The organism is Variovorax sp. OV700 (assembly GCF_900099805.1).
Classification (GTDB): Bacteria; Pseudomonadota; Gammaproteobacteria; order Burkholderiales; family Burkholderiaceae_C; genus Variovorax.
Window position 1 is genome coordinate 321,855 of the sequence record NZ_FNDR01000006.1, and the last position, 25,323, is coordinate 347,177.

The window sequence follows — 25,323 nt, forward strand, 5'->3', positions numbered from 1 at the left end:
GCGAGGTCTTGGTGGCGGTCCGCGCGGCGCACGCACGACGGTGCCGATTGTATGAAGTCGCAGCGAGGCATATGGCGACTGGCACAGCCGAACCGCCTTGCAAATCGGCTACGCTGCGCGTGCTTCAAGGTGGAGAAAAAAATTGAAAAGAACCATTCCAGCATTGCTTCTGGCCGGCAGTGCCTTTTTTGCCGCGCCGGGCCATGCCCTCCAGATCACCAGCCTGACGCCGCAAGGCGAAGTGGCACGCGTGCGACAGATCGTCGCCAAGTTCGACCAGCCGGCCGTCAATTTCGGTGACCCGAAGGCGCCGGCGCCGCTCGCCGTGAGCTGCACCGACGCGCAAGCCGGCAAGGGCACGGGCCGCTGGACCGATGCCAAGCAGTGGGTCTACGACTTCGAGAACGACCTGCCGCCCGGCGTGCGCTGCACCGTCACGCGCATCCCCACCTTCAAGCCCAGCGCCGGCGGCGAGCTGACGGGGTCGGATCGCTATCAATTCAATAGCGGCGGGCCGTTCGTGCGCAACTTCATGCCGGGCAGCTATGGCCGGATCGACGAGCAGCAGATGTTCGTGCTCGAACTCAACGGCGCGGCCACGGTGGAGAGCGTGCGCCAGAACGTCTGGTGCGCAGCGGACGGTATCGGTGAGCGCATTCCGGTCAAGCTGCTCAACGACGAGCAGCGCACCGGTCTGCTCAAGGCCTTCAGCCGCGAAAAGGAAGCCGCCAAGGACCCGCTGCGCTTCATTGCGCTGCAATGCAACCGCACGCTCACGCCGGGCAGCAAAGTGCAGATCGTCTACGGCAAGGGCGTGGCCACGCCATCGGGTGTGGCCAACAACGTGGAGCGCCGCCTGAGCTTTCAGGTGCGCGAGCCGTTCGCGGTGTCTTTCACCTGCGAGCGCGAGAACGCGCAGGCCGCCTGCCTGCCGCTACGGCCGATGCAGCTGCAGTTCAATGCGCCGGTCACGCGCAAGATGGCCTCGCAGATCCAGCTCAAGGGCGGCGGCAAGACCGTGGCCGCCACACTCGAGAACGATGGCGGCACGCCCAGCGAAGACGACGTGGTCAGCGCCGCGAGCTTCGCGCCGCCGTTCGCGGAAGACACCAAGTTCACCATCGAGCTGCCGGCCAAGTTCGAAGATGCTTCGGGCCGGCCGCTGGCTTCGCCCGGCACTTTTCCGCTGAAGGTGGCGACCGGCGCCATGCCGCCGCTGGCCAAGTTCGCAGCCTCGCCCTTCGGCGTGGTCGAACGGCTCGCCGAACCCGGCACCCCGGCCATGATGCCGGTGACCGTGCGGCGCGTGGAGCCCGCGCTCATGGTGCAGGCGCTCACGCCCGGCAAGGTCAGCGACATGAACCCGAAGACCGACGCCGAAATCATCGCGTGGTTTCGCAAGGTGCGTCGCTACGACGAGTACACCGTGAGTCGCGACCAGGCACGCAAGGACGTCAAGGGCGCGCTGCCCGCCGTCATTGAATCCAGCGAACGCAGCCGCGTGCAGAGCCGCATGCTCTCTCTTCTCGCGGGCCAGTCCGGCGTGAAGGCGCTCGACATGCCCAAGGCCGAGAGTGGCGATCCGCGCCCGTTCGAAGTGATCGGCATTCCGCTCACGCCCGGTTTCCACGTGCTCGAGATTGCCTCGCAAAAGCTGGGCGACGCGCTGCTCGACGAGCGCTACGGCGCCAGCCGCACGATGTACGTGCGCACCACCGCGCTGGCCACCAACTTGGCCGTGCACTTCAAGCTCGGCCGCGAAAACTCGATGGCCTGGGTCACCACGCTCGACAAGGGCAAGGTGGTGGCGGGTGCCGAAGTGCGCGTGTCCGGCTGCGACGGCAAGGCCGTGGCCACCGGCACCACCGACGCCAACGGCATCGTCAACCTCACGGGCGTCTCGCCCGAGGCGCCCAACTGCAACGGCCCGGACGAGTACAACGCGGGCGCCTGGTTCGTCAGCGCCCGCGCCAAGGACGACAAGGGCGTCGAGGACCTGGCCTTCACCTGGAGCGACTGGCAGCGCGGCATCGAGCCCTGGCGCTTCAATGTGCCGACCAACCTGCAGCCCGAGCCCGACCGCGTGGCGCACACCATCTTCGACCGCACCTTGCTGCGCGCCGGCGAAACGGTGTCGATGAAGCACCTGATCCGCACCCAGACCAGCAAGGGCTTCCGCCTGCCCGAGAACCGGCCCGACACGCTGGTGGTGACCCACACCGGCAGCGGCCAGCGATTCACGCAGCCGCTGGCCTGGCGCAAGACGCCGACCGGCGGCCTGAGCGCGGAGAACACCTTCGCCATACCGCCGGCCGCCAAGCTCGGCGTGTACGAAGTGATGCTGCGCACCGGCAAGGGCAAGGATGCCGACAGCGGCGACTCCGAAGGCGACGGCGACGAGAGCGGCCGCAACCGCAGCTTCTCCACCGGCCAGTTCCGCGTCGAGGAATTCCGCCTGCCCGTGCTCGAAGGCCGCATCGCCCCGACCGACAAGAAGCCGCTGGTGAACGCGCTCTCAGTGCCGGCCGACGTGCAGATCAACTACGTGGCCGGAGGCGGCGCCGCCAACCTGCCGGTGCGCGTGTCGGCCATGGTGCGCGGCAAGAGCCTGAGCTTTGCCGACCATGACGCCTTCAGCTTCAACCCGCCGCGCGTGCAGGCCGATGGCGCGCAAGCGGCCGCGGCCGACACAGCAGGCGGCGAAGAAGACATCAACAGCGCCAGCGACACCCGCGTGATTGCCGACAAGCTGCCTCTCACGCTCAACAAGGACGGCGCCGGCAAGGTCACGATCGACAAGGTGCCCAAGGTCAAGGCCGCGCGCGAGCTGCTGCTCGAAGCCACCTATGCCGATCCGAACGGCGAGGTGCAGACCATCCGCAGCACGCAGACGCTGTGGCCCGCGTCGGTCATCGCGGGCATCAAGACCGAGGGCTGGGTGTCGACGAGCCAGAAGCTCAAGTACCAGGCACTCGCGCTCGACCTTTCGGGCAAGCCCCAGGCCGGCGTCACGCTCAACGTGCGCGCCGTGGCGCGCATCACCACCACCAGCCGCAAGCGCATGGTGGGCGGCTTCTACACCTACGACAACAAGACCGAGACCAAGGACATCGGCACCGTCTGCAGCGGCAAGAGCGACGCGCGCGGCCTGCTGCTGTGCGAGTCCGAGCTGAAGGAACCCGGCGAGGTCGAGCTGGTGGCCAGCGCCACCGACAGCGACGGCCGCGACAGCCGCGCCGCCAGCTCGGTCTACGTGACCAAGCAGGGCGAACTCTGGTTCGGCGGCGAGGACAACGACCGCATCGACGTGCTGCCCGAGAAGAAGAGCTACCAACCCGGAGAGACCGCCAAGTTCCAGGTGCGCAGCCCGTTCCGCTTCGCCACCGCGCTGGTGTCGGTGGAACGCGAAGGCATCATCGAAACCCGCGTCGTGCAGCTCGACGGCAAGGACCCGACCGTGAGCCTGCAGGTCAAGCCCGAGTGGGGGCCGAACGCCTATGTGAGCGTGCTCGCGCTGCGCGGCCGCCTGCGCGAGGTGCCGTGGTACAGCTTCTTCACCTGGGGCTTCAAGGCACCGCGCGAGTGGTGGACCGCCTTCTGGTACGAAGGCAAGGAATACGTCGCCCCTACCGCGATGGTCGACCTGAGCAAGCCCGCCTACCGCCTCGGCATGGCCGAGATCCGCGTCGGCACGCGCGCGCACCAGATCGACGTGACCGTCACGAGCGACAAACCCAGCTACCCGGTGCGCAGCAAGGCGCAGATCACCATCTCCGCCAAGCTGCCCGACGGCAAGCCCGCAGCCGGTGCCGAAGTGGCCTTGGCCGCGGTCGATCAGGCCTTGCTGGAGCTCATGCCCAACGACAGCTGGAACCTGCTCAACGCCATGCTGCAGCGGCGCAGCTGGGGCGTGAGCACGTCTACCGCGCAGATGGAAATCGTCGGCCGGCGCCACTACGGGCGCAAGGCCGTGCCCGCTGGCGGTGGCGGCGGCAAGGGGCAGACGCGCGAGCTGCTCGACACCCTCCTCTTGTGGAACCCGAAGGTGGTGCTCGACGCCAACGGCCAGGCCGTGGTGACGGTGCCGCTCAACGACGCGCTCACCACCTTCAAGATCGTGGCCGTGGCCGATTCAGGCACCAGCCTCTTCGGCACCGGCCAGGCCAGCATCCAGGCCACGCAAGACCTGCAGATCATCAGCGGCCTGCCGCCGCTGGTGCGCGAGGACGACCAGTTCCGCGCCCAGATCACGCTGCGCAACACCACGCAAAAACCCATGAAGGTGGAAGCCACGCCGCGCGCCACGCTGCTCACGCTGGAGACGCAGACGGTCGACATTCCGGCCGGCGAAGCGCGTGAAGTGGCATGGAACGTGACCGCGCCCGCGCAGCTCGCGCAGACGCGCGCCGAAGCCATCCTGTGGGAGATCGAGGCGAAAGACACGCTCGGCGGCGCACGCGATGCGCTCAAGGTGCGCCAGCGCATCGTGCCCTCGGTGCCGCTTACGGTGCAGCAGGCCACGCTGGTGCAGCTCGACGGTCCGTTCACGCTCGACGTGGCGCCGCCCGCCGACGCCCTGCCCGGCCGCGGCGGCTTGAAGATGTCGCTGCAACCCAAGCTGGCCGAAGGCCTGCCCGGCGTGCGCGACTGGTTCGCCAACTACCCCTTCAGCTGCCTCGAACAGAAGACCAGCAAGTCGGTCGGCCTGCGCGACGCGAAGATGTGGCAGGGCGTTCTGGCCCAACTGCCGACCTACCTGGACAGCGACGGCCTGGCCAGCTACTTTCCGCCGCGCGACGGCGAGTCCAACCGCGGCAGCGACATCCTCACCTCATACCTGCTGGCGGCAACGCATGAGGCGGCGGCACTGAACCCGGCCTTTGCGCTGCCCGACGAAGCGCGCGCGCCGATGGAGTCGGGCCTCATCGCTTTTGTCGAAGGCCGCATCCAGCGCGAGTTCTGGAGCCCGCGCAAGGACCTGGACGTGCGCAAGCTCGCCGCGCTCGAGGCCCTGTCGCGCTACGGCTCGGCCAAGGGCAGCATGCTGGGCAGCATCACGATTGCGCCGAACCAGTGGCCCACCGGCGCCGTGATCGACTGGCTCAACATCCTGAAGCGCGTGCAGGACGTGCCGCAACGCCAGCAGCGCCTGGACGAGGCCAACAACGTGCTGAAGGCCCGGCTGTCGTACCAGGGCACCAAGCTCGTCTTCAGCACCGAGCAGGACGACTATTGGTGGTGGCTCATGACCAACGGCGACGTCAACACCGCGCGCCTCTTGCTCAGCGTGATGGACGATCCGGCCTGGAAGGACGACATAGGCAAGCTGGCCAACGGCTTCATCGGCCGCCAGCAGAACGGCGCCTGGCACACCACCACCGCCAACCTGTGGGGCGGGCTCGCGCTCGAGAAGTTCTCCAAGGTGTTCGAAAGCACGCCGGTGGCCGGTGTCACCGCCGCCACCTTGGGTGCGGTGAAGGCCCAGGTCGACTGGCGCAACGTCACGCGCGTGAAGACCACCGACCCGGCCGGTGCACCCAACCAGGCCACTTTCTTTGGCGCGCCCGCATCGCCGGGCAACCTGAAGAACAACACCATGTTCCTGCCTTGGTCCGCTTCACCCGCGGGCGCGCCGGTGCGCGACACGCTGCTGGTCACCCAGCAGGGCACCGGCAAGCCGTGGCTCACGATGCAGTCGATTGCGGCGGTGCAGCTGAAGGCGCCGTTTGCCGCCGGCTACGCCATCAAGAAGACCATCACGCCGGTCGAGCAGGCCACAGCGGGCAAGTACACCCGCGGCGACGTGCTGCGCGTGACCGTCGAGGTGAGCGCCAGCGCGGACATGACCTGGGTCGTGGTGAGCGACCCGATTCCGGGCGGCGCCACCATTCTGGGTAGCGGCCTGGGCCGCGACTCGCAGATCGCCACGCAAGGCGAAAAGAAGTCGGGCGCCGGCTGGCCGGCGTTCGAAGAGCGCAGCTTCGAGGCCTTCCGCAGCTACTACGAGTACGTGCCCAAAGGCGTGGTGAAGATCGAATACACCGTGCGCCTCAACAACGTGGGCGACTTCGCGCTGCCGCCGAGCCGCGTGGAGGCAATGTATGCGCCGGAGATGTTCGGCGAGACGCCGAATGCGCGCGTGAAAGTGGAGGCGGCGAAGTAAGGCTCGGCGGGGGTTGCTTTTCTATGCAGCCCCCGTTGCCGCAAGCACCACCTGGTACACGGCAAGGTCCGCGTCCGAGAAGCAGCAGAACGTGACCTCCTCCACGCTGGCACCCTCCGTCAGCGCCGACCGGACCGTCGCCACCGCAATGGGCGCCGCGAGTTCGATCGGGTAGCCGTAGATGCCCGTGCTGATCGACGGAAACGCAACAGTCCGTGCGCCGCACTGCGCCGCGAGCTCCATCGACTTTCGATAGCACGATGCGAGCAGCCCCGGCTCGCCGCTCGAGCCGCCGCGCCAGACCGGCCCGACGGTGTGAATGACGAACCGAGCCGGCAGCCGGTAGCCCTTGGTCAGCTTGGCATCGCCGGTCTTGCAGCCCGCCAGCAGGCGGCACTCATGCACGAGCTCGGGTCCGGCCGCGCGATGGATCGCACCATCGACGCCGCCACCGCCCAGCAGCGAAGAATTCGCTGCGTTGACGATGGCATCGACCCGCAGCGTGGTGATGTCGCCGCGAATGGCACGAAGAGCTTTCTGCATGACGTGGCCCCCTTCAGCGCGAATTAGACGACAGGCGCAGTAAAGGCGATGAGTTTGCCCATGTTGCTGACGAAGCTGGCCACCGTGATTCCCTGCGGCTGCTCCTTTTTCACGTAAGGCTCGATGAAGGGCGGGTCCGCCGGATCGTAGGGCGAAGTGTCGAACACATCGCCCACGTGCTTGCTGCGATAGGCATCGCCCGTGTACGGCGTGGTGGGACCGTCGCCCTTGTAGGGGTTGGTCACGGCCGACAGCGGCGCGAGCCAATAGCCCTTCGGGTCGAGCTTGTCCATCACTGCCACCGCATCGGTGGCGCTCACCACAGGGCTGGTCATCACGCGGTCTGCGAACAGGTCGGCAAAGTCCACCTCGCGCAGCGAGAAGTACTTCGGCAGCGGCCTTTGCTCTCCATGGCGCAGCGGCGAAGCCGCAACCATCTGCTGAATGGCGGTGTCGGTCATGCCGTTCAGCTGGGCGTAGGTCTGGCGCATGCCCGCAATGTCGATGTTGCGGCCCGCCGAGTAGTGGCTCGGCGTGTTGCGATGGTCGTGGTCGAAATAGTAAGCGCCGTTGTGGATGTTCGAGCCGTAGCGGTGCACGAAGCGCGGCTGGTTGGTGCCGAGCTCCACGAAGGTGGGATGCGTACGCCCCTTGAGCAGTGGGTTCTCCGCGATCATGGTGTCGGTAAGCTTGCAGCTGTCCAGCCAGTCGAGCGCCTCGGGCACGCGCGCAAGAAAGCCGCGGTCGCCCGTGAGGCGGAAGTAGTTGAACAGCTGCTGCACGTTGGTCTGCGTGGTGTGCGTGGCCAGCGATCTCGGCTCGTAGCTGCGCGCGCCGGCAGGCTCTCCGGCCAGGCGGCCGTTCTGGTCCGTGGCCAGGTGCTGCAAGCCCCAGCCGGCCTGCGGCCCGGGCTGCTGCATGCGGCGCAGGCAGTCCATTGCGCGGGTGATGTACGGCACCAGGCTCTGGTCGCCAAGCGCCACCACGCACATCAGCAGGAACTTGATGTTCTCTCCCGCCACGTCGTCGTTGAAGGTGACGTGACGCGTGTAGTCGCCGTCTTCCATGCCCGCCGTAGCGCCCGCGGGCAGCTGCTGCGGATTGGGCAAGGGCATCGAAGAGATCGCGTCGGGCGACGGCGGATAGCGCTGCGGCCACCCGCCTTCGGCCACTCCGCCGACGAACTGCGCCTGCGTGACGAAGCCGATGGCTTTTTGCAGCGCCGCCAAAAAGCGTGGGTCCTTCTTCTCCAGATACATGCGCAGCATGAACTGCGACGACACCGCCGTGCCCGCGTCGTCGAAGGTGGCGTTGCCGTAGTAGTGCTGGAACTCTTCCAGGCGCCAGCCGTTGGCGCCCACGGTGGCGTACCAGTCGCGCAGCGATGTTTCGCCGGCAAAGTCGTGAATGTAGTTCCAGCCGCCCGACGGATGTTGCGCCTCGATGAGCGCGAGCCCCGTGCGCTCGGCGGCGTTGTAGAAGAGTTCATCGCCCGTCGCGTGATAGGCGTCGAGCATGCAGTGCCCCGCGGTCGGCGTGCCCGGCGGCTGGATCCAGCACATGGTGCGGCGCGCCTCCATCTCGCCCCAGAGGGTCGAGAAGTCCGGCATGTAGGCCCACACGTAGCCGCCGCGGTACGACACCGTTTCGTCCATGAAGCCCGCGGCGCGCCGCATTGCCTTGCGCGCCAGCATCTCGGTGCTTGGCGGCGGCTCGGGAGCCGGCGCGGGCGGGGGAACTGGGAACGGCGGAAAGGTGGGACCATCTCCGCCGCCGCCTCCGCATGCGCTCAGCGCCAGCGGGGAAAGGGTCGAGATGACGAAGTTCCTGCGTTTCATCTTATGTCTCCAGTTGAAGAGCGGTTTGACCGCTTTGGTACTTTTCAACTCATACGATGTCCGATGAGTCGCTGGAAATTCTGCCATTTTTGGCAGTTTTATCTCCAAGTTGTACGACAACTAAAGATGCAAGATGGGCGGCTTTTTTTGTATGGAAATGTTTTTCAGGAAGGAGCCCGGGGCGCACGCCCCGGAAGGGATCAGGCCAAAGAGGCCTAGCGGTAGAACGCCTCGACCCTGCCCTTCAGTTTGATCAAGAGCGGCTTGCCCTTGCGGTCCACCGTCTTGCCCGCGGGCACCTTGATCCAGCCTTCGCTGATGCAGTATTCCTCCACGTCGAGGCGTTCCTTGTCGTTGAAGCGGATGCCGACGTCGTGCTCGAAAACGGCTGCCACGTGATGCGGACTGCGCGGGTCGCAGGAGAGGTGGTCGGGAAGAGGCGGGAGAGGAGTGGCTTCTGTCATGACGCGGATGATATGGCGTCTCTCCGATCCCCCCGATCGTCGCCAGCGCTAGCGTTTCTTCTTCGTCGTTCTGGCCGCAGGCTTGGGCGCAAAGCCCAGCGAGGCACGCGCGAGCGCATCGGCCTCGTGGTTGCGGTGCCGCGGCACCCATCGCAGGCTCACCTCTTCGAACGAGCCGAGCAAGGCGCGGGCATCCTCGAACAGGCCGGCCATGCGTTCAATCGGCCTCGCACCGGGCGCGCCGAGCTGCTCGACGAGGATGCTGTTGTCGGTATAGGCCAGCACCGCCGTCGCGCCCCTTGCCTTCAGTTCTTCGAGCGCGAGCGTCAGCGCCCTCAATTCGGCTTCATTGTTGCAGCCAATGGCATGGCTCGCGAGCGACAAGGTGTGGCGGGTGCCGTCGGGCTCGGTGATGACCGCGCCGGCCCCCATGCGGCCGGGGTTCGGCATCGCGCTGCCGTCGCAGTACACGGTCCAGTGGCGAAGAGGCATCGGCTCCGGCGGCTCAGCAGTTATTGCGCTTGATGCCGGCCAGGTTCTGGCAGGGCCGCTGGCCCGGCGGCGGGCCCGGGTCTTCCTGCGGGCGGGGATGCCGTGGACGAACGATGGGGCGGCCACCGTCGTAGTAGGGCTCCGGTCCCCAGCTGTAGACGGGTGGTGCCGGCTCGGTCACCTGGCGCGGCTCGTCGACGCTGCGCGGAATGATGGCGGGGCCCTGCGGCGCATTGCCGGCCTGCGGCTGCGGCAGCGCCGCGCGCGGCGGAGGCGTGGACGACGGCCGGCGCGCTTCGCCGGACGAAACAGGCGGGACCACCGACAGCGGCTCGGTGAGGGGCACCTGGCGCGAAAGCCTGCTGCCCGCGGGGCAAGGGCCGTCGGTGTAGACGATGTTTCCGCTGGCATCGGTGCAGCGGACCACGTCGGCAGCCTGCGCGCCGAGGGCGGCGACGACGGCCGCAGCGGCGAGGGTCGGAATGAAGAGAACCGATGTGCGCATCATGCGACCTCCGTTGTGGACTGCCGAAGACGACCGCGTCTCCCCTGAGCCGCATTCTGGCCCGAAGTCGCGCCTCGCGCCGGCCCGCGTGGCCTTCGCGGTTTTCACGCCGAGACGCGCAGCCGCGCGGGGCCCTGCTCCATCCGGCCGATGACGGCGGCCTGCGCAAAGCCTTCGCCCCGAAACACCTGCAGCACCGCATCGGCCGATTCAGCCGCGCAGCTCACGAGCAGCCCGCCCGAGGTCTGCGGGTCGCTCAGCAGCGCCTGCGCGGTGGCGTGCAGGCCGTCTGCCAGCTCGATGTCCTCGCCATAACCGGCCCAGTTGCGCCCCGAGGCGCCGGTGACGAAGCCGTCCGCCACCATCGCGGCCACGCCATCGAGCAGCGGCACGCGCGGCCAGTCGATGGTGGCGGTGAGCCCGGCGCCTCGCGCGAGCTCCAGCGCATGGCCGGCCAGCCCGAAGCCGGTGACGTCGGTCAGCGCGTGCACGCCGGGCATGGTGGCCAGTGCGATGCCCGGTGTGTTGAGCCGCGTGGTGTTTTCGATGAGCTGCCGGTAGCCGGCAACCGACAGTTTCTCTTTCTTGAGCGCGGCCGAGAGCACCCCCACGCCCAGCGGCTTGCCCAGCACCAGCACGTCGCCCGCGCGCGCCTCGGCATTGCGCTTGACGTGAGCCGGATCGACGAGGCCCATCACCACGAGTCCGTAGATGGGCTCGACCGAATCGATGGTGTGGCCGCCTGCAATGGGGATGCCGGCCGCGCGGCACACGTCCTGCCCGCCGCGCACGATGTCGCCGATGACTTCCACCGGCAGCTGGTTGACGGGCATGGCGACCAGCGCCAGCGCCATGATCGGCTTGCCGCCCATCGCATAGACGTCGCTGATGGCGTTGGTGGCGGCAATGCGGCCGAACTCGTAGGGGTCGTCGACGATCGGCATGAAGAAGTCGGTCGTCGCGATCAGCGCCTGCCTGTCGTTCAGGCGGTACACGGCCGCGTCGTCGGCGGTTTCGATGCCCACCATCAATTCGGGCGGAATCAGGCCGCCGCCGCTGTTCTTCAAGATTTCCGACAGCACACCGGGCGCGATCTTGCAGCCGCATCCGCCGCCGTGCGAGAAGCTGGTGAGGCGCAGCGGCGCCAGTGGGTTGAGCGGGTTGGGGGCGGAAACTGTCGGTATGTCGGTCATGGCGCAATTCGGATCAGAGGCGGTCGTCCATTATCGAAGGGGGCCAGGAATGGCGTCCGCGCGCGGGTTTCTACAATCGAGGGTTGTCCGTCCTCTCTTGCGCCACCCTGCGCCATTCCATGAAACCCCTCTTCCGCATTGCCCTTGCGCTTTCGCTCTCCGTCCTCGCCCTGGGTGCCTCGGCACAAGGCAAGGTGCTGCGCGTGTCCGCCATCCCCGACGAGGCGCCCACCGAACTGCAGCGCAAGTTCACGCCTCTGGGCGACTACCTGAAGAAGGAGACCGGCATGGACGTGCAGTTCACGCCCGTGACCGACTACGCCGCAGTGGTCGAGGGCCTGGCGACGAACAAGATCGACCTGGCCTGGCTCGGCGGCTTCACCTTCGTGCAGGCCCGCATCCGCACCAATGGCGGCGCGGTGCCGATCGTGCAGCGTGCCGAAGACGAGGTGTTCACCAGCAAGTTCATCGTGCCGGTCGATAGCACCGCCAAGACGCTGGCTGACCTGAAGGGCAAGACCTTCGCGTTCGGCGCGCCCTCCTCCACCTCGGGCAGCCTGATGCCGCGCTACTTCCTGATGCAGGCCGGCATCGATCCGGAGAAGGACTTCAAGACCGTCGCTTTCTCGGGCGCGCATGACGCCACCGTGGCCTTCGTGGCTGCGTCGCGGGCCGAAGCCGGCGTGCTGAATGCGTCGGTGTGGGAAAAGCTGGTCGAAAGCAAGAACCCGAACGCCGCCAAGGTGCGCGTGCTGGCCACCACCCCTACCTACTACGACTACAACTGGACGGTGCGCCCTGGCCTCGACCCGGCACTGACCAAGAAGCTCACCGAGGCTTTCCTGAAGCTCGACCCCACGGACCCGGCCATGAAGGAGATCATGAACCTGCAGCGCGCGAGCAAGTTCGTGCCCACCAAGTCGTCGAACTACGACGGCATCGAAGCCGCTGCCAAGTCGGCCGGTCTGGTCAAGTGATGCCGTCGGGGCGCACCGCCGGAGCCGTCGCGTGAGCTTTTCGCTCGACGACGCCGGGCTGGTGCACCCGAACGGCCATCGCGCGCTGCAGAACGTGTCGCTTGCCGCGCGCGGCGGCGAACGGCTGGCCGTCATCGGCCCCTCGGGTGCCGGCAAGACCACGCTGCTGCGCGTGCTCGGCGCCGCGCTGCGGCCCGGCGAAGGCACGGTGCAGCTGCTCGGCGAAGCACCTTGGCGACTGGCCGCACCGGCCTTGCGCAAGCTGCGGTCGCGCATCGGCACCGTGCACCAGAGCCCGCCGATCGCGCCGCGCCTGCGCGTGGTCACCGCCGTGCTCTCGGGGCGCCTCGGGCAATGGAGCGCGATGCGCGCGCTCGGTTCGCTGCTGCGTCCGTCGGACCTCGAAGGCGCGCACGAAGTGCTGTCGCGGCTCTCGCTCGAGGACCGGTTGTTCGACCGATGTGACCGGCTCTCGGGCGGCCAGCTTCAGCGCGTGGGCATTGCGCGCGTGCTCTACCAGCGGCCCGCGCTGATGCTGGCCGACGAGCCGGTGTCCGCGCTCGATCCGACGCTGGCCGACGCCACGCTGCAGCAGCTGGTGGCGCAGAGCGAAGCAACGGGCGCCACTCTCGTGGCCTCCTTGCACGCGGTGGACCTGGCGCTGCGCTGGTTTCCGCGCATCGTAGGCATGCGCAACGGGCAGGTGGTGTTCGACGAGCCCGTCGGCAACGTGACGGAGCCGATGCTCGCGGCGCTCTATGCGAGTGAGGGCGGGTTGCCGATGCAGGCACCCGGGCTGCCTCTGGACATCGCGCCCAGGACGTTCGCCGCCGTTTCCGCGAATCCCGTCGAGCGCCCGGATTGCCTGTGACCACCGCGCAACCGCTGCCGCCACGCACGCTGCCTGCACTGCGCGATCCGCTGGCGCGCCAGCGCCTGGTCTGGCTCCTGGCCGCACTCGTCATCGCGTGGCCGATGCTGCAGCTGTCGGGCTTCGCGCCCTCTGCCCTGTTCGCGCCGGGCAACCTGCAGGTCATCGGCGGCTTCCTGGCCGGCTTCATGCCGCCGGAGACCGCGCCGGACTTTCTTGCGATGCTGGGCAAGGCCACGCTGGAGACACTGGCCATGGCCACGGCGGGCACTGCGCTGGCTTTCCTCATCGGTGCGCCGCTGGCCTTCGTGACCACGCGCGCGCTCTCGGTGTCGCGCATCGGGCCCGGCCCGGGGCGTGCGCAGGCGGCAGTGGTGCGGCAAGCCGGGCGATCCGTGCTGATGGTGCTGCGCGCCATTCCCGAAATCGTCTGGGCGCTGGTCTTCGTGCGCGCGCTCGGCCTCGGGCCCGCGGCCGGCGTGCTGGCGCTGGCCATCACCTACGGCGGCATGCTTGGCAAGGTATATGCCGAGGTGCTCGAATCCACCGACACGCGGCCTGCCCGCGCATTGATGGAAAGCGGCAGCGGCCGCATGGCCGCGCTGGTTTACGGCCTGTTGCCGCACTGCGGGCAGGAGCTCATCTCGTACACCGTGTACCGATGGGAATGCGCCGTCAGGGCCTCGGTCGTGATGGGCTTCGTGGGCGCGGGCGGTTTGGGTCAGCTCATGGACCAATCGATGAAGATGCTCAACGGTGGCGAAGCCAGCAGCATCCTGCTGGTGTTCCTGGTGCTGGTGCTGCTCGCGGACGCGCTGAGCAATGCGTTGCGCCGGTTGCTGGCATGAAAGGGCACGTGAACTTGGCCGGACCGCCTCGCTGCATCCGCTGCTGGGTCGCATCGACGCTGGTGCTCGCGGGCGTGGTAGCCAGCTTCGCCTACCTGGCCATCGACTACAGCGCTCTCTTCACGGCCGAATCGATCGGCCTCATGAGCAAGTTCATCGCCGAGTTCTTTCCGCCGGATCTTTCGAGCGCCTTCCTTGCCAAGACGGCACGGGGCGCGCTGCAGACGCTGGCCGTGTCGGCGCTCGGCACGCTGCTGGCGGCCGCGGGCGCCGCCGCGCTCGCGCTGCCAGCCTCCGGCCGCTCGGGCCTGCTGGTGCGGCAGGGCTGCCGTTTCGTCCTCAACTTCTTGCGCAGCGTGCCCGAGCTGGTGTGGGCCGCGCTCATGGTGCTGGCCGCGGGCATCGGCCCGTTTGCGGGCGCGCTGGCGCTCGCGCTGCACACCACCGGCGTGCTCGGCCGCCTGTTCGCCGAAAGCCTGGAGAACGCGCCGCGCGAACCCGAGCAGGCGCTGGCGCTGGGTGGTGCCGGCGCGGTGGCGGCCTTCGGCTACGGCAGCCTTCCGCTCGTGCTGCCGCAATGGATCGCCTATGCGCTGTATCGTTGGGAAATGAACATCCGGATGGCCGCGGTGCTGGGCTTCGTCGGCGGCGGTGGCCTGGGGCAGCTTCTCTACTTTCACTTATCGATCTTTCAACAGCAGCAGGCCATGACCGTACTGATTGCAATGTTCGGGCTGGTGGCCCTCGTCGACCTGGCGAGCGGTCGGCTGCGGCGCAACCTGGGGCACGCCCATGCGTGAACACGACAACCCGCGCCACCAGCCCACGCGGGTGGCCGACATGCACCGGTTCGACACCGTCATCGACGCGCGCTCGCCCTCCGAGTTCGCGCTCGACCACATTCCGGGCGCCATCAACTGTCCGGTGCTCGACGACGAAGAGCGCCGCATCGTCGGCACCATCTACAAGCAGACCGGGGCCTTCGAGGCACGGCGCGTCGGCGGCGCCATGGTGGCCGCCAACCTCGCACGGCACCTGCGCGAGCGCTTTGCAGATCAGCCGGCCAATTGGCGCCCGCTCGTGTATTGCTGGCGCGGGGGCTTGCGCAGCGGCTCGATGGTGACCTGGCTTCGCCTGGTCGGCTGGGACGCGCAGCAGCTGGCGGGTGGCTACAAGAGCTTTCGCCACCACGTGCTGGCGCAGATCGAAGCCACCGTACCCAAGCTGCAGCTGCGGGTGATCTGCGGCGCCACCGGCAGCGCCAAGACGCGGGTCCTTCAGTCCCTGGCCGCGCGCGGCGAACAGGTGCTCGACCTGGAGCATTGCGCGAGCCACAAGGGCTCGCTGCTGGGTGCCCTGCCCGGCGTGCCGCAGCCTTCGCAAAAGCAGTTCGAGACGCGCATTGCCACCTGCTTCGATGCGCTCGACCTCTCGCGCACGCTCTACGTCGAAGGCGAAAGCGCGCGCATCGGCCGGCTCTCGGTGCCGATTCCGCTGGTTGCGCACATGCGCGCGGCCGAGTGCATCGAAATCCAGGCCGATGCGGCTGCGCGGCTCGACTACCTGCTGCGCGACTACGCCTACCTGGGCGACGACCGCGCCGCGCTCGCGGCTCAGCTCGACAGGCTGAAGGAAATGCAGGGCAAGGCGGTGGTGCAGCGCTGGCAGGAATGGGCGCTGCAGGGCGAACTGCCGCCGCTCTTTGCGGAACTGATGGCGCTTCACTACGATCCGCACTATGAACGCTCGCAGGCGCGCCACTTCGAGAAGTGGCCGCAGCGGCAGCAGGTGGCGGGACCCGACCTCACGGACCAGGGCATCGAAGCCGTGGCGGATGCCATCCAGCGTTTGAACCCTGCCGGCTGACCGGCCACACACAACAGGCATGCTCCATGACACTCGAATGGCGCCATTCGCTCGAAGGCATCGACTGGGAAGAACTCTCGCGGCTCTACCAGGCCGCACCGCTCGGTAACAAGCAGCCTGATGGATTGAAGCTCGTGTTTTCCAACAGCATGTTCAAGTGCTTTGCGTATGACGACAGCCGACTGGTCGGCGTCGGCCGCGCGATGGCCGACGGGCTCGACTGCTCCTACATCTGCGACGTGGCCGTGCATCCGAGCCACCAGGGCACCGGCCTCGGCAAGGAGATCGTCTCGCGGCTCGTGGATCTTTCGAAGGGGCACCGCAAGATCATTCTCTATGCGGTGGCCGGCAAGGAGCCCTTCTATAAAAAGTTCGGCTTCAGGCGCATGAAGACCGCGATGGCAATCTTCGAGAACCAGGCGCAGGCCGCGGAGCGCGGGCTGATCGAATAAGGATGCGCCGGGTCGCTAGACTCGTGCAATCGTGCATCCGCTGCTGAAGGGAGTTCCCATGTGCAGAAGCATCAAGACCCTCTACAACTTCGAGCCTCCCGCCACCGAGCAGGAGATCCGTGCCGCTGCGCTGCAGTTCGTGCGCAAGCTCAGCGGCTTCAGCGTGCCATCGAAGGCCAACCAGCAAGCCTTCGAGCGCGCAGTCGATGAAATGGCCGCCAGCGCAACGCGACTCATCGATTCTCTGGTGACCACGGCCGAGCCGCGCGACCGTGCCATCGAAGCCGAGCGCGCCAAGGCCAAGTCGGCCGCACGCTTCGGCACCTGAACGACACGACCACAAACTTTAGGAGACTCTTCATGCCCCTTGAACTCTGGTTCGCCTTCGTCGCCGCATCGGCCGTGCTCTTGATCATTCCCGGACCAACCATTCTCACGGTGATCAGTTATTCGATGTCGCACGGCCGCCGTGCCAACGTGCCGCTGGTGGCCGCGGTGGCGCTGGGCGATTCAACCGCGCTGGTGGTTTCGCTGCTCGGCCTGGGCGCGCTGCTTGCCGCGTCGGCGTTCTGGTTCACGGTGGTGAAGTGGGTGGGCGGCCTGTACCTGCTGTACCTTGGCATCAAGCTGCTGCGGGCAGGCATCACGTCGGCCGACATGGCGGCGCCAGCCGCACCCGCGTCGCGCTGGAGGCTGTTTGCCAACACCTACCTGGTGACGGCGCTGAACCCCAAGGGCATCGTTTTCTTCGTGGCGTTCCTGCCGCAGTTCCTGAGCCCGATGGCGAACGTGACGCACCAGCTGTGGGTGCTGGCGGTCACCTTCGTGGCCATGGCCTCGCTCAATGCCACGCTCTACGCCGTGTTCGCGGGCTCAGCCCGCAGGTTGCTTTCGTCGCCGCGCGCGCAGCGCCGCTTCAACCTTGCGGGCGGCTCGCTGCTGAGCGCAGCAGGCGTGTGGGCGCTGCTTGCGCGCAGGCCTGCCTGAGGCGCACTCCGGCCAACGTCAGTTGCGGTACGGATTGCCGGGGCTGCGGTCGTAGCGGTTCGGCACGCCGTCTCCATCGCGGTCGCGGTCATAGCGGTTGGGCACACCGTCGCGGTCGCGGTCCCCGTAGCCATAGTGCGCGCGCGGCGCCGGACGGTCATAGGGTGCGACCACGCAGCCGGCCAGGGCGGCCGATGCGGCAAGCAGAAGGGCCAGTGTCTTCATCATCATTTGATTTCTCCTTGGAGTTATGGAAAGACGGCTTGCCTCCGCAAGCCGGCAGCTGCATTGAAGGCCACCTCCGTCTCGGCTCCGTATCTGCGATGAGGCCGGGGCGTGAAGTTCGTTACCGGATGTGGAACGTGCTGCAAACTTTGGCGCTAAGTTCTTACGCGCGCAGGCGGCGGCGCACCCGTCTGCAAGTAGGTGCATTTCCCGTGGCCGCATGGCCGAGAATGGCGCCCCCGGGGCAGCCGATTCCCGCTCCCGCCTTCACGCCGCTCCTCATGCACCCCCCGCCTTTCGCCATCAGCCGCCGTTGTCTTGCCGCAACGCTGACGGTCATCCTCTGCGCGCAGCCGGTGCTTGCATCGGCCGGCATCGTCAGCTTCGACGAGGTGAAGCGCGAGTTTCGTTCTTCCGACACTGCGGTGCTCGACCGCAACGGCGAGCTGCTGCAGCGCGTGCGCACCGACGCCACCGTGCGGCGCGGGCAGTGGATTGCGCTTGCCGACGTTTCGCCCGCATTGCGCATGGCTATGGTGATGAGCGAAGACCGGCGCTTCTACGAGCACAGCGGCATCGACTGGCGAGCGGTGTCGTCTGCCGCCTGGGGCAACCTGTGGAACACGCGCACCCGCGGCGCATCGACCATCACGATGCAGCTCTCCGGCCTGCTCGACGAAGATCTTCGCCGCGCCAACAGCGGGCGCACCTTCACGCAGAAGATTGGCCAGACGGTCGCGGCCACGCAGCTGGAACGCAGCTGGCGCAAGGACCAGATCCTCGAGGCCTACCTCAACACAGTGCCTTTCCGCGGCGAGATCGTGGGCATCGACGCGCTCTCGCGCACGCTGTTCGGCAAGGCGCCGAACGGCCTCGATGCGCGCGAGGCCAGCGTGGCCGCTGCGCTGGTGCGCGCGCCCAACGCCAAGCCCGCGCTGGTGGCGCAGCGCGCCTGCGAGGTGATGCGCGCCATGGAGCCGGGCCAGAAGATCGACTGCGATGCGCTCGACATGTTCACCAGTGCGGCGGTGCAGCGGCGTGCCTTCGATGCGAACGAAGGCATTGCGCCGCATGCGGCTCGGCGCGCGCTCAGGGAGTTGCGCGACGCCGGTGAAGCGGCTGCTCTTTCCACGACGTCCGCGCGGCAGGCAGCCAACAAGGAGACGGCCGTCAGGACCACGCTGCGCGCGCCGCTGCAGCGCTTTGCGCTCGGCACGCTGCAACGCCACTTGAAGGAACTGCGCGGCCGCCACGTGGAAGACGGCGCGCTGGTGGTGCTCGACAACGCGAGTGGCGAGGTGCTCGCCTGGGTCGGCTCCTCGGGCCCGCTGAGCCAGGCGGCCGAGGTCGACGCAGTCATCGCGCTGCGCCAGCCCGGCTCCACGCTCAAGCCGCTGCTCTATGCGCAGGCCATTGCCGAGCGGCGGCTCACCGCGGCCTCGCTGATCGACGATTCATCGGCGCAGATCAACACCGCGAGCGGGCTCTACATTCCGCAAAACTACGATCGCCAGTTCAAGGGACCGGTGTCGGCGCGCACCGCGCTCGCCGCCTCTCTCAACGTGCCGGCGGTGCGCACGCTGGTGATGGTGTCGCCCGAATCGTTTGCGCGGCAGCTGCGCGCGGTGGGCCTGCCGCTGCGCGAAAGCGGCGACTACTACGGCTACAGCCTCGCGCTCGGCAGCGCCGAGGTGTCGCTGCTGTCGCTCACCAACGCCTACCGCATGCTGGCCAATGGCGGGCGCTACGGACCCACCACGCTGTCCGCGCGGCCTGTGGCACCGGCACCGGCTTCAGCCGCGAAAGCCAGGGCTGGCGACGACTCGGCCGCGCTCGTCCTCGACCCACGAGCGGCCTTCATCGTCGGCGACATCCTGTCCGACGCGAACGCACGCACGCGCACCTTCGGCTTGGACAGCATTCTTTCCACGCGCTTCTGGACCGCGGTGAAAACTGGCACCAGCAAGGACATGCGCGACAACTGGGCCATCGGCTGGTCGCAGCGCTACACAGTCGGCGTGTGGGTCGGCAACGCGAGCGGTGCGTCGATGTGGGACGTGAGCGGCACCAGCGGCGCGGCACCGGTATGGGCCGAGGTGATGCGCTTCCTGCACGCGCGTGAACCCAGCCGCGCACCCAAGCCGCCCGCCGGCCTCGTCGAAGCGCACGTGACATTCGGGTCCGGTGCCGACGGCAACTCACTGGAGGCCGCGCGCAGCGAATGGTTCCTGCAGGGCACGGAGCAGCCGCTCTTCGCGCTCGACAGCGGCGGCGCCGGCACATCGTCCGAGGCGGCAGCCGCGCGCATCACCGCGCCAGCAGACGGCACCATCATCGCGCTGGACCCCGACATTCCGCCGCTGCACCAGCGCGTGCGCTTCGAGTCCGAAGGCCGCGGCGTGCAATGGCGCATCGACGGCAAGCACTTTGCGCGTGGCAACAGCGCGCAATGGCTACCCTGGCCTGGGCGCCACGTGATCGAACTGGTCGACGCCACGGGCAAGGTGGTGGACCAGCGCAAGCTCGAAGTGCGCGGCGCGGGCGTGATCGCGAAAAGCGCGCGCCGATAGCAAGCGATCCCGTTCAATCCACCTTCACGCTGAAGAGCACCGACCCCGACCCGCCCGGTGCGAGCGAGCCAGAAAACTCCCAGCTCAGCATGCCGGTACCGCCGGCGGTCTGCGCCACCGCGCAGGCCACCGAAGGCGCGGGGGTGACGTTGGCAGGCGTGTTCTTCCGGCAGGCGGTCAGCGATGCGGGCGTGGTGCCGGCCTGCGCGGCGACGAAGCTGGTGTACTGCGGCGTCGTGTCGTTGATCTTCATGTCGGAGATCGGCGTCGTTCCGTTATTGGTGTAGCTGACGCGGTACTCCAGCGTCTCGCCCGACTTGGCCTGGTTGTTCACACCGAAGCTGCCGCCCTGCGTGACGTTACGTACTTCCTTCTTGAGCTCGAGCGCGCTGTTCGACACCGTCGTGGTGTCGAGCACCGTGTAGCTCGCGCTCAGGGCCGGGCCGGCGTTGGTGAAGCTGAAGCTGGCCTGCACCGTGCTCTGGTTGTTGTTGCCGTTGGCCGCGTTGGCGGGAATGAACTCCTGCATCACGATGCACACGTTCTGCCCGGCAGCCACCGTGACCGGCGCCGCGGGCGGATACAGCAGCGCAGCGCCGGCCTGCTGCGCGCCGGTGCAGCCGGTGTCGGCAAAGATCTTGCCGCTCCAGCCGCTGACGGCCGGCGTGTCGACCGAGTTGGAGATGCTGAAGCTCACCGTGCCGCCGGTGCGCGCAGTGAAGGTGTGCGCATAGCTGACGGTGCTGCCCGGCATGCCGCTCTTGGCGCCGTCGGCCGCGAAGGTGTTGCGGTCCACGTCGCCGAAGTTGAGGCCGGTGTGGCCCGTGCCGTTCCAGGTGAAGGCAACGCGGTCGGGCGTGCCGGTGCGCGTGTAGGTGTAGCTGGTGCCGCCGCTCGCCACCGCCGAACCCGAAGGCAGCGGAACGGCGCCGAACGAAGCGCCTGTCGAGAGGCGCAGCGCGGTGTTGGTTTCTTCCACGCACAGCGGCGCATTCGCAGCGGTGGCAAAGGGCACGTCGAGCGCGTAGTTGCCGGCGCCGTCGGTGGTGGCCGTCGACAGCACGGTGGCGCTGCAGTTGGTGAGCCGCACGCTCACGCCGGCAATGCCGCCCTCGCTGCCGTTGATCAACCCGTCGTTCGCGACGCCCGGGCCCGTGCCGTTGTCCAGGAACACGCGGCCCGTCACGGTGTAGCCGAAGCCGTTGACGAAGGTACAGGTGATGTTGGCGCCGGCCACCATGTTGACTGCAGGAATGGTGAGCACATTGCCGGCCAGCGTGCCGAAGGACACGTTGGGCGTGGCACTGGCCGCATCCAGGCAGCTCGCACTGATCGGGTTGGCGGGCCAGCCGGCGGGCACGCTTTCCCGGATCGTCGCCAGCACGCCGGCCGTGCCGGTCAGGTTGGCGGCACCGCTCGCGGTGCCGGCACCGGTGACGGTGATGCTGTCGGTGGCGGCCGAGAGCCCGCTGAGCGCGAAGCCGAACAGGTTGGCGCCGCTGCCGCCGGTGGTGGTCTTCACGATCTGCACCCGGGGGAACGGCGGCGTGAAGGTGTTGGTGAAGGTGCAGGCGATGTTGCTGCCCGCCGCGGTGGCGGCCGCATCGAGCGTCACCTTGCGGTTGGGCAGGTCGGGCGTGGCGGTGCCGCCCGCGCCCAGGCCGGTGCAGCTCACGCCGGTGAGCGCGTAGTTGGCGGGCAGCGGGTCTTCGGTGATGGTGGTGGCGATGCCGGGTGTGGTCAACGTCTGGATCGCGCCCGCGACCGCGGCGCCGACCGTCACGGTGGTGATCGTCTGCGCCGCGAGGCCGTTGCTGCCGGTGAAACCGAAGGGGCCCACGCCGCCGTTGCTCACCTTGCTGATCGTCACCGTCGCCGAGGCTGCGTTGGTGAAGGTGCACAGCAGCGGCCTGCCGTACTGAACGCTGGCTGCGGGAATCGTGTAGGTGCGCGCATTGGTGCCGGTGCCCAGGCTGCCGACGGGCGTGCCGGCATCGGTACAGACCGCGCCCGCCAGGTTCCAGCCCGGCACCGCCGGCTCGGCAATGGTGATCGCGGCGCCCTGGGCCGTGGCCGAGAAGGGTTGCGTGCCGGCCGTCGCCGTGTTGCCGTCGACCGGCACTGCGGTGCCCGCCGCCACCGTGCTGACCACGCCGTTGGTCTGGGTGGTGTTGCTCAGCGTGAAATTGAAGGGGCCGCCGGCGCCGCCGGTGGTGGTCTTCGACAGGGTCAAGGTGGGCGGAGCGCAAACTGCGGTGGTGGTGGCCTGCGCAAGAAAGCCTTCGGCGTTCGCGCCGCTCTTGATGTGCACCACCACGGTGTTGCTGCCGGTGCGCCAGTTGCTGGACAGCGTCGCGCTCGCCTGCCTGCCCGCCAGGTACCCTTGAAAATTGTAGGGATCGCTACCGCCTTGCGGCACGCCGGGCACGGTTTGCAGCACGCCGTTGACGAACACTTCGGCCACCGAGTTGTCGGAATAGAAGTCCAGCTTCAGCGAGAAGCTCGCCGGGTTCACCGACGCCGCCATGTTGAATGTGAAGCGGTGGTAGACGTCGACATTGCCCGTGTGGTTCGGGTCGTAGTTGGAATTCCAGTTGGCGTTGCCGAAGGGCGAATTGACCCAGGCGCCGGGAGCCTTGTTGCCCACGTAGGCGCGCTGCCACGAGGCCACGGTGCCCGGGCCGCCGCTGGCAGCGCCCACCCCCGACTCCCACACCGCGTCGCGGCCGCTGGTGAGCGGCGGGCCGTTGACGCCGTTGTAGGCAGTGTTGAAGATCGCGGCGTTCGAGAGGCAACTCAACGTCGGTGGAATCGGCGGCGAGGTGGCGTCGGTGGCGCCGGTGTTGGTGAAGGTGCAGACCAGGTTGGCGCCCGGCGCGGTGGCCGCGGCATTGAGCGTGAGCGTACGGCCCGAGAGCGTGGCGGTGCCGCCGGAAGGCAGGCCGGTGCAGGAGGCGCCCGTCAGCGTGTAGCCTGCCGGCGGCGCGCTCTCGGTGATGGTGGTGGCCGTGCTCGCGGCCGTGAGCGTCTGCACCGGCGCGCTCTCGGGCGTGCCGGCCACTGTGGTGGTGATGCTCTGTGCGGCGAGCCCGTTGCTGCCGGTGAAGTCGAAGGTGCCGACGCCGTTGAGCGAGGTCTTGCGGATGGTCACCGTCGGCAGCGAAAAGAACCTGTAGGTCTGCGGGCTCGGCAGGTAGCTGTTGCCGCTGGCCGTGAAGCTGCCGCCCAGTGCCACGCCACCCAGGGTGACCGCGGTGGCGCTGTAGGACGCGACGACGGTGCTCGTTGCCGTCACCTGGCAAAGGCTTGCGGCGGTGGTGGTGCAGCTGGCCGCCGCGCCCACGTTACCGCCGTTGAAGGCCACGTTGGGTGTGGCGCCGAAGCTCACGACCACGCCGGCGCCGACCGGATTGCCATTCGCATCGCGCACGAAGGCCTCCAGCACGTCCTGTGCGCTGCCGTTGGCCAGTTGGCCGTCGGTGACGACGCGCAGGCCCGACTGCGCCGCGCTCGGCGTGCCGACCACGAAGCTGTAGGTCGCCGGGCTCGCGCCGTAGCTCTGGCCGTTCGTGGTGAAGACGCCGGTCAGCGTGCCGGCCGGGATGCTGACCGCGGTGCTCTTGGCACCTGGCACGGTGCTGGTCGCGTTGACCTGGCAGATGCCGTTGGCGGTGGTGGTGCACGTGCCAGCCGCGCCGACCGTGCCGCCGTTGAAGGCCACGCCGGGGGTGACGGCAAAGGTCACCACCGTGCCCGCCACCGGGTTGTCGGCGGCATCGCGCACGATGGCTTCGAGCACGTCCTGCGCGCTGCCGTTGGCCACCTGGTTGTCGGTGACGGTGCGTTCGCCCGAGCGAGCCAGGGCGGCCGCGCCGGCAACCACGGTAGTGGCCGCGCTGCCGCAACTGATCGTGGCGTTGGACACGCAGCTCGCACCGGGGTTCGTAGCGGGCGTTCCGTTGCCGACGACATTGGTGCTTGCGTAGTTGGTGAGCACAGTGCCTGCGATCGTGGTCGCCGTGGCGGTGAGCGTGAAGTTGCGCGACGCCCCGGCGGGAATGCCGCCGGCAGGCAGCGTCATCGTGCAGGTCAGCAATGCGCCGGCCGCGCTCGGCAGCGCGCCGCAGCTTACGGCGTTGACGTTGGCGCCGGGCGCGACCGCCGTGGCGATCACGCCTGCTGGCAGCTGATCGCGAACGATCACCGCCGTGCCGGTGGCGACCGCGCCACTGTTGGCCACGCTGAGGGTGTAAGTGATGGCGGCCCCAGATGCCACTGTCGCCGGCGCCGTCTTGCTCAGCGTGATCACCGGCAGGTTGTACTGGATCACCACGAGACCGTTGCCGCCGCTGGCATCGCCGCCACCGCCGGTGCCGATGCCGGCCGTGTAGTGGGCGTCGCCGGTGGCGGCTGCGGCGCCGCCGACGTTGTCGGATGCCGAATTCAATCCGGCGGCCGTGGCCAGGTTCGGTGCGGCGACGCCTCCGGTGTAGCCGGATCCCCCGCCGCCCATGCCGTTGGGCGCGGTCCCCTGGCACAGGCCGCCGCCGCCACCGAAGTAGCCGCCACCACCGCCGCCGCCGCCTTCGTTCTGGTTCTGGTTGGTGGAAGCGCCAGCGCCGCCTTGGAGCGCGGTGCCGGCCGTCGGCGCGCCGAGGTTGCAGGTGCCGCCCGTTCCCGCCGCGCCCCCCGCCGTCGGGGTGCCGGGCCGCCCGCTGGCAGCCACGCCGTCGTCGCGCCCGCTCGCCCCGCCGCCGCCGCCGCCGGCCGGAGTGCCGGTGTCTGCGCCCGGCGAGGAACCGCCGCCGCCGCCGGCGATGAGCCTGGCGTTGCCCTGTGTGTAGGTCGTCGTGGCGAACACGCCCGACAGGCCGCCGCCGCTCGCACCGATGGCTGTGGCCTGCCCGTTGCCGCCCGCGCCGCCGCCGCCATAGGTGCCGGTGAGATCGTTGACCGCGCCGCCCTCGCCGACGCGAACGCCCAGCGCCGTGCCCGCAGTCACCGCCAGCGTGCCGGAAGAAAAGCCGCCGCCCCCGCCGCCGCGCTGCTCGGTGTAGTAGCTCGTATTGGGTCCGCCGCCGCCCGCACCCCATGCCTTGATGAACACCGAGCTCACGCCGGTCGGCACGGTGAACGTCTGGTTCGCGCCGGTGTACGTGATCTGGACACAGGCGTTGTAGCCCGATTGCGGCGAGCAAGGCAGTTGGTCAGCCACGGCCGGCACCGACATCAACAACGCCGGCAGCACCAGGACACACGCCCACAGGCCACGCATGTGCCGGGCGATCGAGGATGGAATGTGAGTCATCTGTTCTGCCACTGCGGCCGA

General features: G+C 68.3%; 18 protein-coding genes. 10 read left to right on the forward strand and 8 right to left on the reverse strand.

The features are described 5' to 3' along the window. The first annotated feature begins 142 nt into the window (after positions 1-142). The gene (locus BLR24_RS16765; protein ID WP_093018854.1) at positions 143-6,163 is read left to right on the forward strand and encodes an alpha-2-macroglobulin family protein; all 6,021 of its coding nucleotides are present in this window, start codon (positions 143-145) and stop codon (positions 6,161-6,163) included. A gap of 21 nt (positions 6,164-6,184) precedes the next feature. On the opposite strand, the gene BLR24_RS16770 is transcribed toward BLR24_RS16765, so the two are convergent. From BLR24_RS16770 to selD, 6 genes are all read right to left on the reverse strand, one after another. Then, positions 6,185-6,706: an O-acetyl-ADP-ribose deacetylase gene (locus BLR24_RS16770; RefSeq protein WP_093018856.1), complete on the reverse strand. Its 522-nt coding sequence runs from the start codon at positions 6,704-6,706 to the stop codon at positions 6,185-6,187. A gap of 23 nt (positions 6,707-6,729) precedes the next feature. Next, positions 6,730-8,544, reverse strand: a complete 1,815-nt coding sequence (locus tag BLR24_RS16775) for a pectate lyase (protein ID WP_093018858.1) — start codon at positions 8,542-8,544, stop codon at positions 6,730-6,732. Positions 8,545-8,759: 215 nt separating this feature from the next. Beyond that, entirely contained in the window at positions 8,760-9,008 is a 249-nt protein-coding gene (locus BLR24_RS16780; protein WP_055804087.1) for a DUF3297 family protein, read from the reverse strand. A gap of 48 nt (positions 9,009-9,056) precedes the next feature. After that, positions 9,057-9,500 carry a ribonuclease HI family protein gene (locus tag BLR24_RS16785; RefSeq protein ID WP_093018860.1) on the reverse strand — a complete coding sequence of 148 codons (444 nt, stop codon included), beginning with the start codon at positions 9,498-9,500 and terminating at the stop codon, positions 9,057-9,059. Positions 9,501-9,513: 13 nt separating this feature from the next. Next, on the reverse strand, positions 9,514-10,005 hold the full coding sequence (locus tag BLR24_RS16790; protein ID WP_139188768.1) for a hypothetical protein: 492 nt from the start codon (positions 10,003-10,005) through the stop codon (positions 9,514-9,516). A 104-nt stretch (positions 10,006-10,109) separates the two neighbouring features. After that, complete coding sequence (selD, locus tag BLR24_RS16795) at positions 10,110-11,198, reverse strand: selenide, water dikinase SelD (protein WP_093018864.1); 1,089 nt, start codon at positions 11,196-11,198, stop codon at positions 10,110-10,112. A gap of 119 nt (positions 11,199-11,317) precedes the next feature. Here selD and BLR24_RS16800 point away from each other — a divergent pair, with 119 nt between their 5' ends. Genes BLR24_RS16800 through BLR24_RS16830 form a run of 8 tightly spaced genes read left to right on the forward strand, consistent with a single transcriptional unit; the run spans position 11,318 to position 17,199 of the window. Further along, positions 11,318-12,175: a putative selenate ABC transporter substrate-binding protein gene (locus BLR24_RS16800; RefSeq protein ID WP_093018866.1), complete on the forward strand. Its 858-nt coding sequence runs from the start codon at positions 11,318-11,320 to the stop codon at positions 12,173-12,175. Between the two features lie 31 nt (positions 12,176-12,206). Then, positions 12,207-13,046 carry a phosphonate ABC transporter ATP-binding protein gene (locus BLR24_RS16805; RefSeq protein WP_093018868.1) on the forward strand — a complete coding sequence of 280 codons (840 nt, stop codon included), beginning with the start codon at positions 12,207-12,209 and terminating at the stop codon, positions 13,044-13,046. Next, on the forward strand, positions 13,043-13,894 hold the full coding sequence (locus tag BLR24_RS30735) for a PhnE/PtxC family ABC transporter permease (protein WP_254787352.1): 852 nt from the start codon (positions 13,043-13,045) through the stop codon (positions 13,892-13,894). Before BLR24_RS16805 ends, BLR24_RS30735 begins: the two co-directional genes overlap by 4 nt. An 8-nt stretch (positions 13,895-13,902) precedes the next feature. Further along, positions 13,903-14,694 carry a phosphonate ABC transporter, permease protein PhnE gene (phnE, locus tag BLR24_RS30740; protein ID WP_254787354.1) on the forward strand — a complete coding sequence of 264 codons (792 nt, stop codon included), beginning with the start codon at positions 13,903-13,905 and terminating at the stop codon, positions 14,692-14,694. Continuing rightward, entirely contained in the window at positions 14,687-15,760 is a 1,074-nt protein-coding gene (mnmH, locus tag BLR24_RS16815; RefSeq protein ID WP_093018870.1) for a tRNA 2-selenouridine(34) synthase MnmH, read from the forward strand. Before phnE ends, mnmH begins: the two co-directional genes overlap by 8 nt. Before the next feature lie 26 nt (positions 15,761-15,786). Continuing rightward, positions 15,787-16,212, forward strand: a complete 426-nt coding sequence (locus BLR24_RS16820) for a GNAT family N-acetyltransferase (RefSeq protein ID WP_093018872.1) — start codon at positions 15,787-15,789, stop codon at positions 16,210-16,212. Positions 16,213-16,270: 58 nt separating this feature from the next. Further along, positions 16,271-16,540, forward strand: coding sequence for a DUF2277 domain-containing protein (locus BLR24_RS16825; RefSeq protein ID WP_055804062.1), 270 nt, complete (start codon positions 16,271-16,273; stop codon positions 16,538-16,540). Between the two features lie 32 nt (positions 16,541-16,572). Further along, positions 16,573-17,199, forward strand: a complete 627-nt coding sequence (locus BLR24_RS16830; RefSeq protein WP_093018874.1) for a LysE family translocator — start codon at positions 16,573-16,575, stop codon at positions 17,197-17,199. An 18-nt stretch (positions 17,200-17,217) separates the two neighbouring features. Here the strand turns inward: BLR24_RS16830 and BLR24_RS16835 are convergent, their stop codons facing one another. Continuing rightward, positions 17,218-17,427 (reverse strand): hypothetical protein, encoded by a 210-nt coding sequence (locus BLR24_RS16835; RefSeq protein ID WP_175543292.1) that lies wholly within the window; start codon positions 17,425-17,427, stop codon positions 17,218-17,220. 278 nt (positions 17,428-17,705) lie between these two features. Here BLR24_RS16835 and pbpC point away from each other — a divergent pair, with 278 nt between their 5' ends. Next, positions 17,706-19,994 carry a penicillin-binding protein 1C gene (gene pbpC / locus BLR24_RS16840; protein ID WP_093018994.1) on the forward strand — a complete coding sequence of 763 codons (2,289 nt, stop codon included), beginning with the start codon at positions 17,706-17,708 and terminating at the stop codon, positions 19,992-19,994. A gap of 13 nt (positions 19,995-20,007) precedes the next feature. Here the strand turns inward: pbpC and BLR24_RS16845 are convergent, their stop codons facing one another. Then, the gene (locus tag BLR24_RS16845) at positions 20,008-25,302 is read right to left on the reverse strand and encodes a beta strand repeat-containing protein (protein WP_302848510.1); all 5,295 of its coding nucleotides are present in this window, start codon (positions 25,300-25,302) and stop codon (positions 20,008-20,010) included. Positions 25,303-25,323 lie beyond the last annotated feature (21 nt).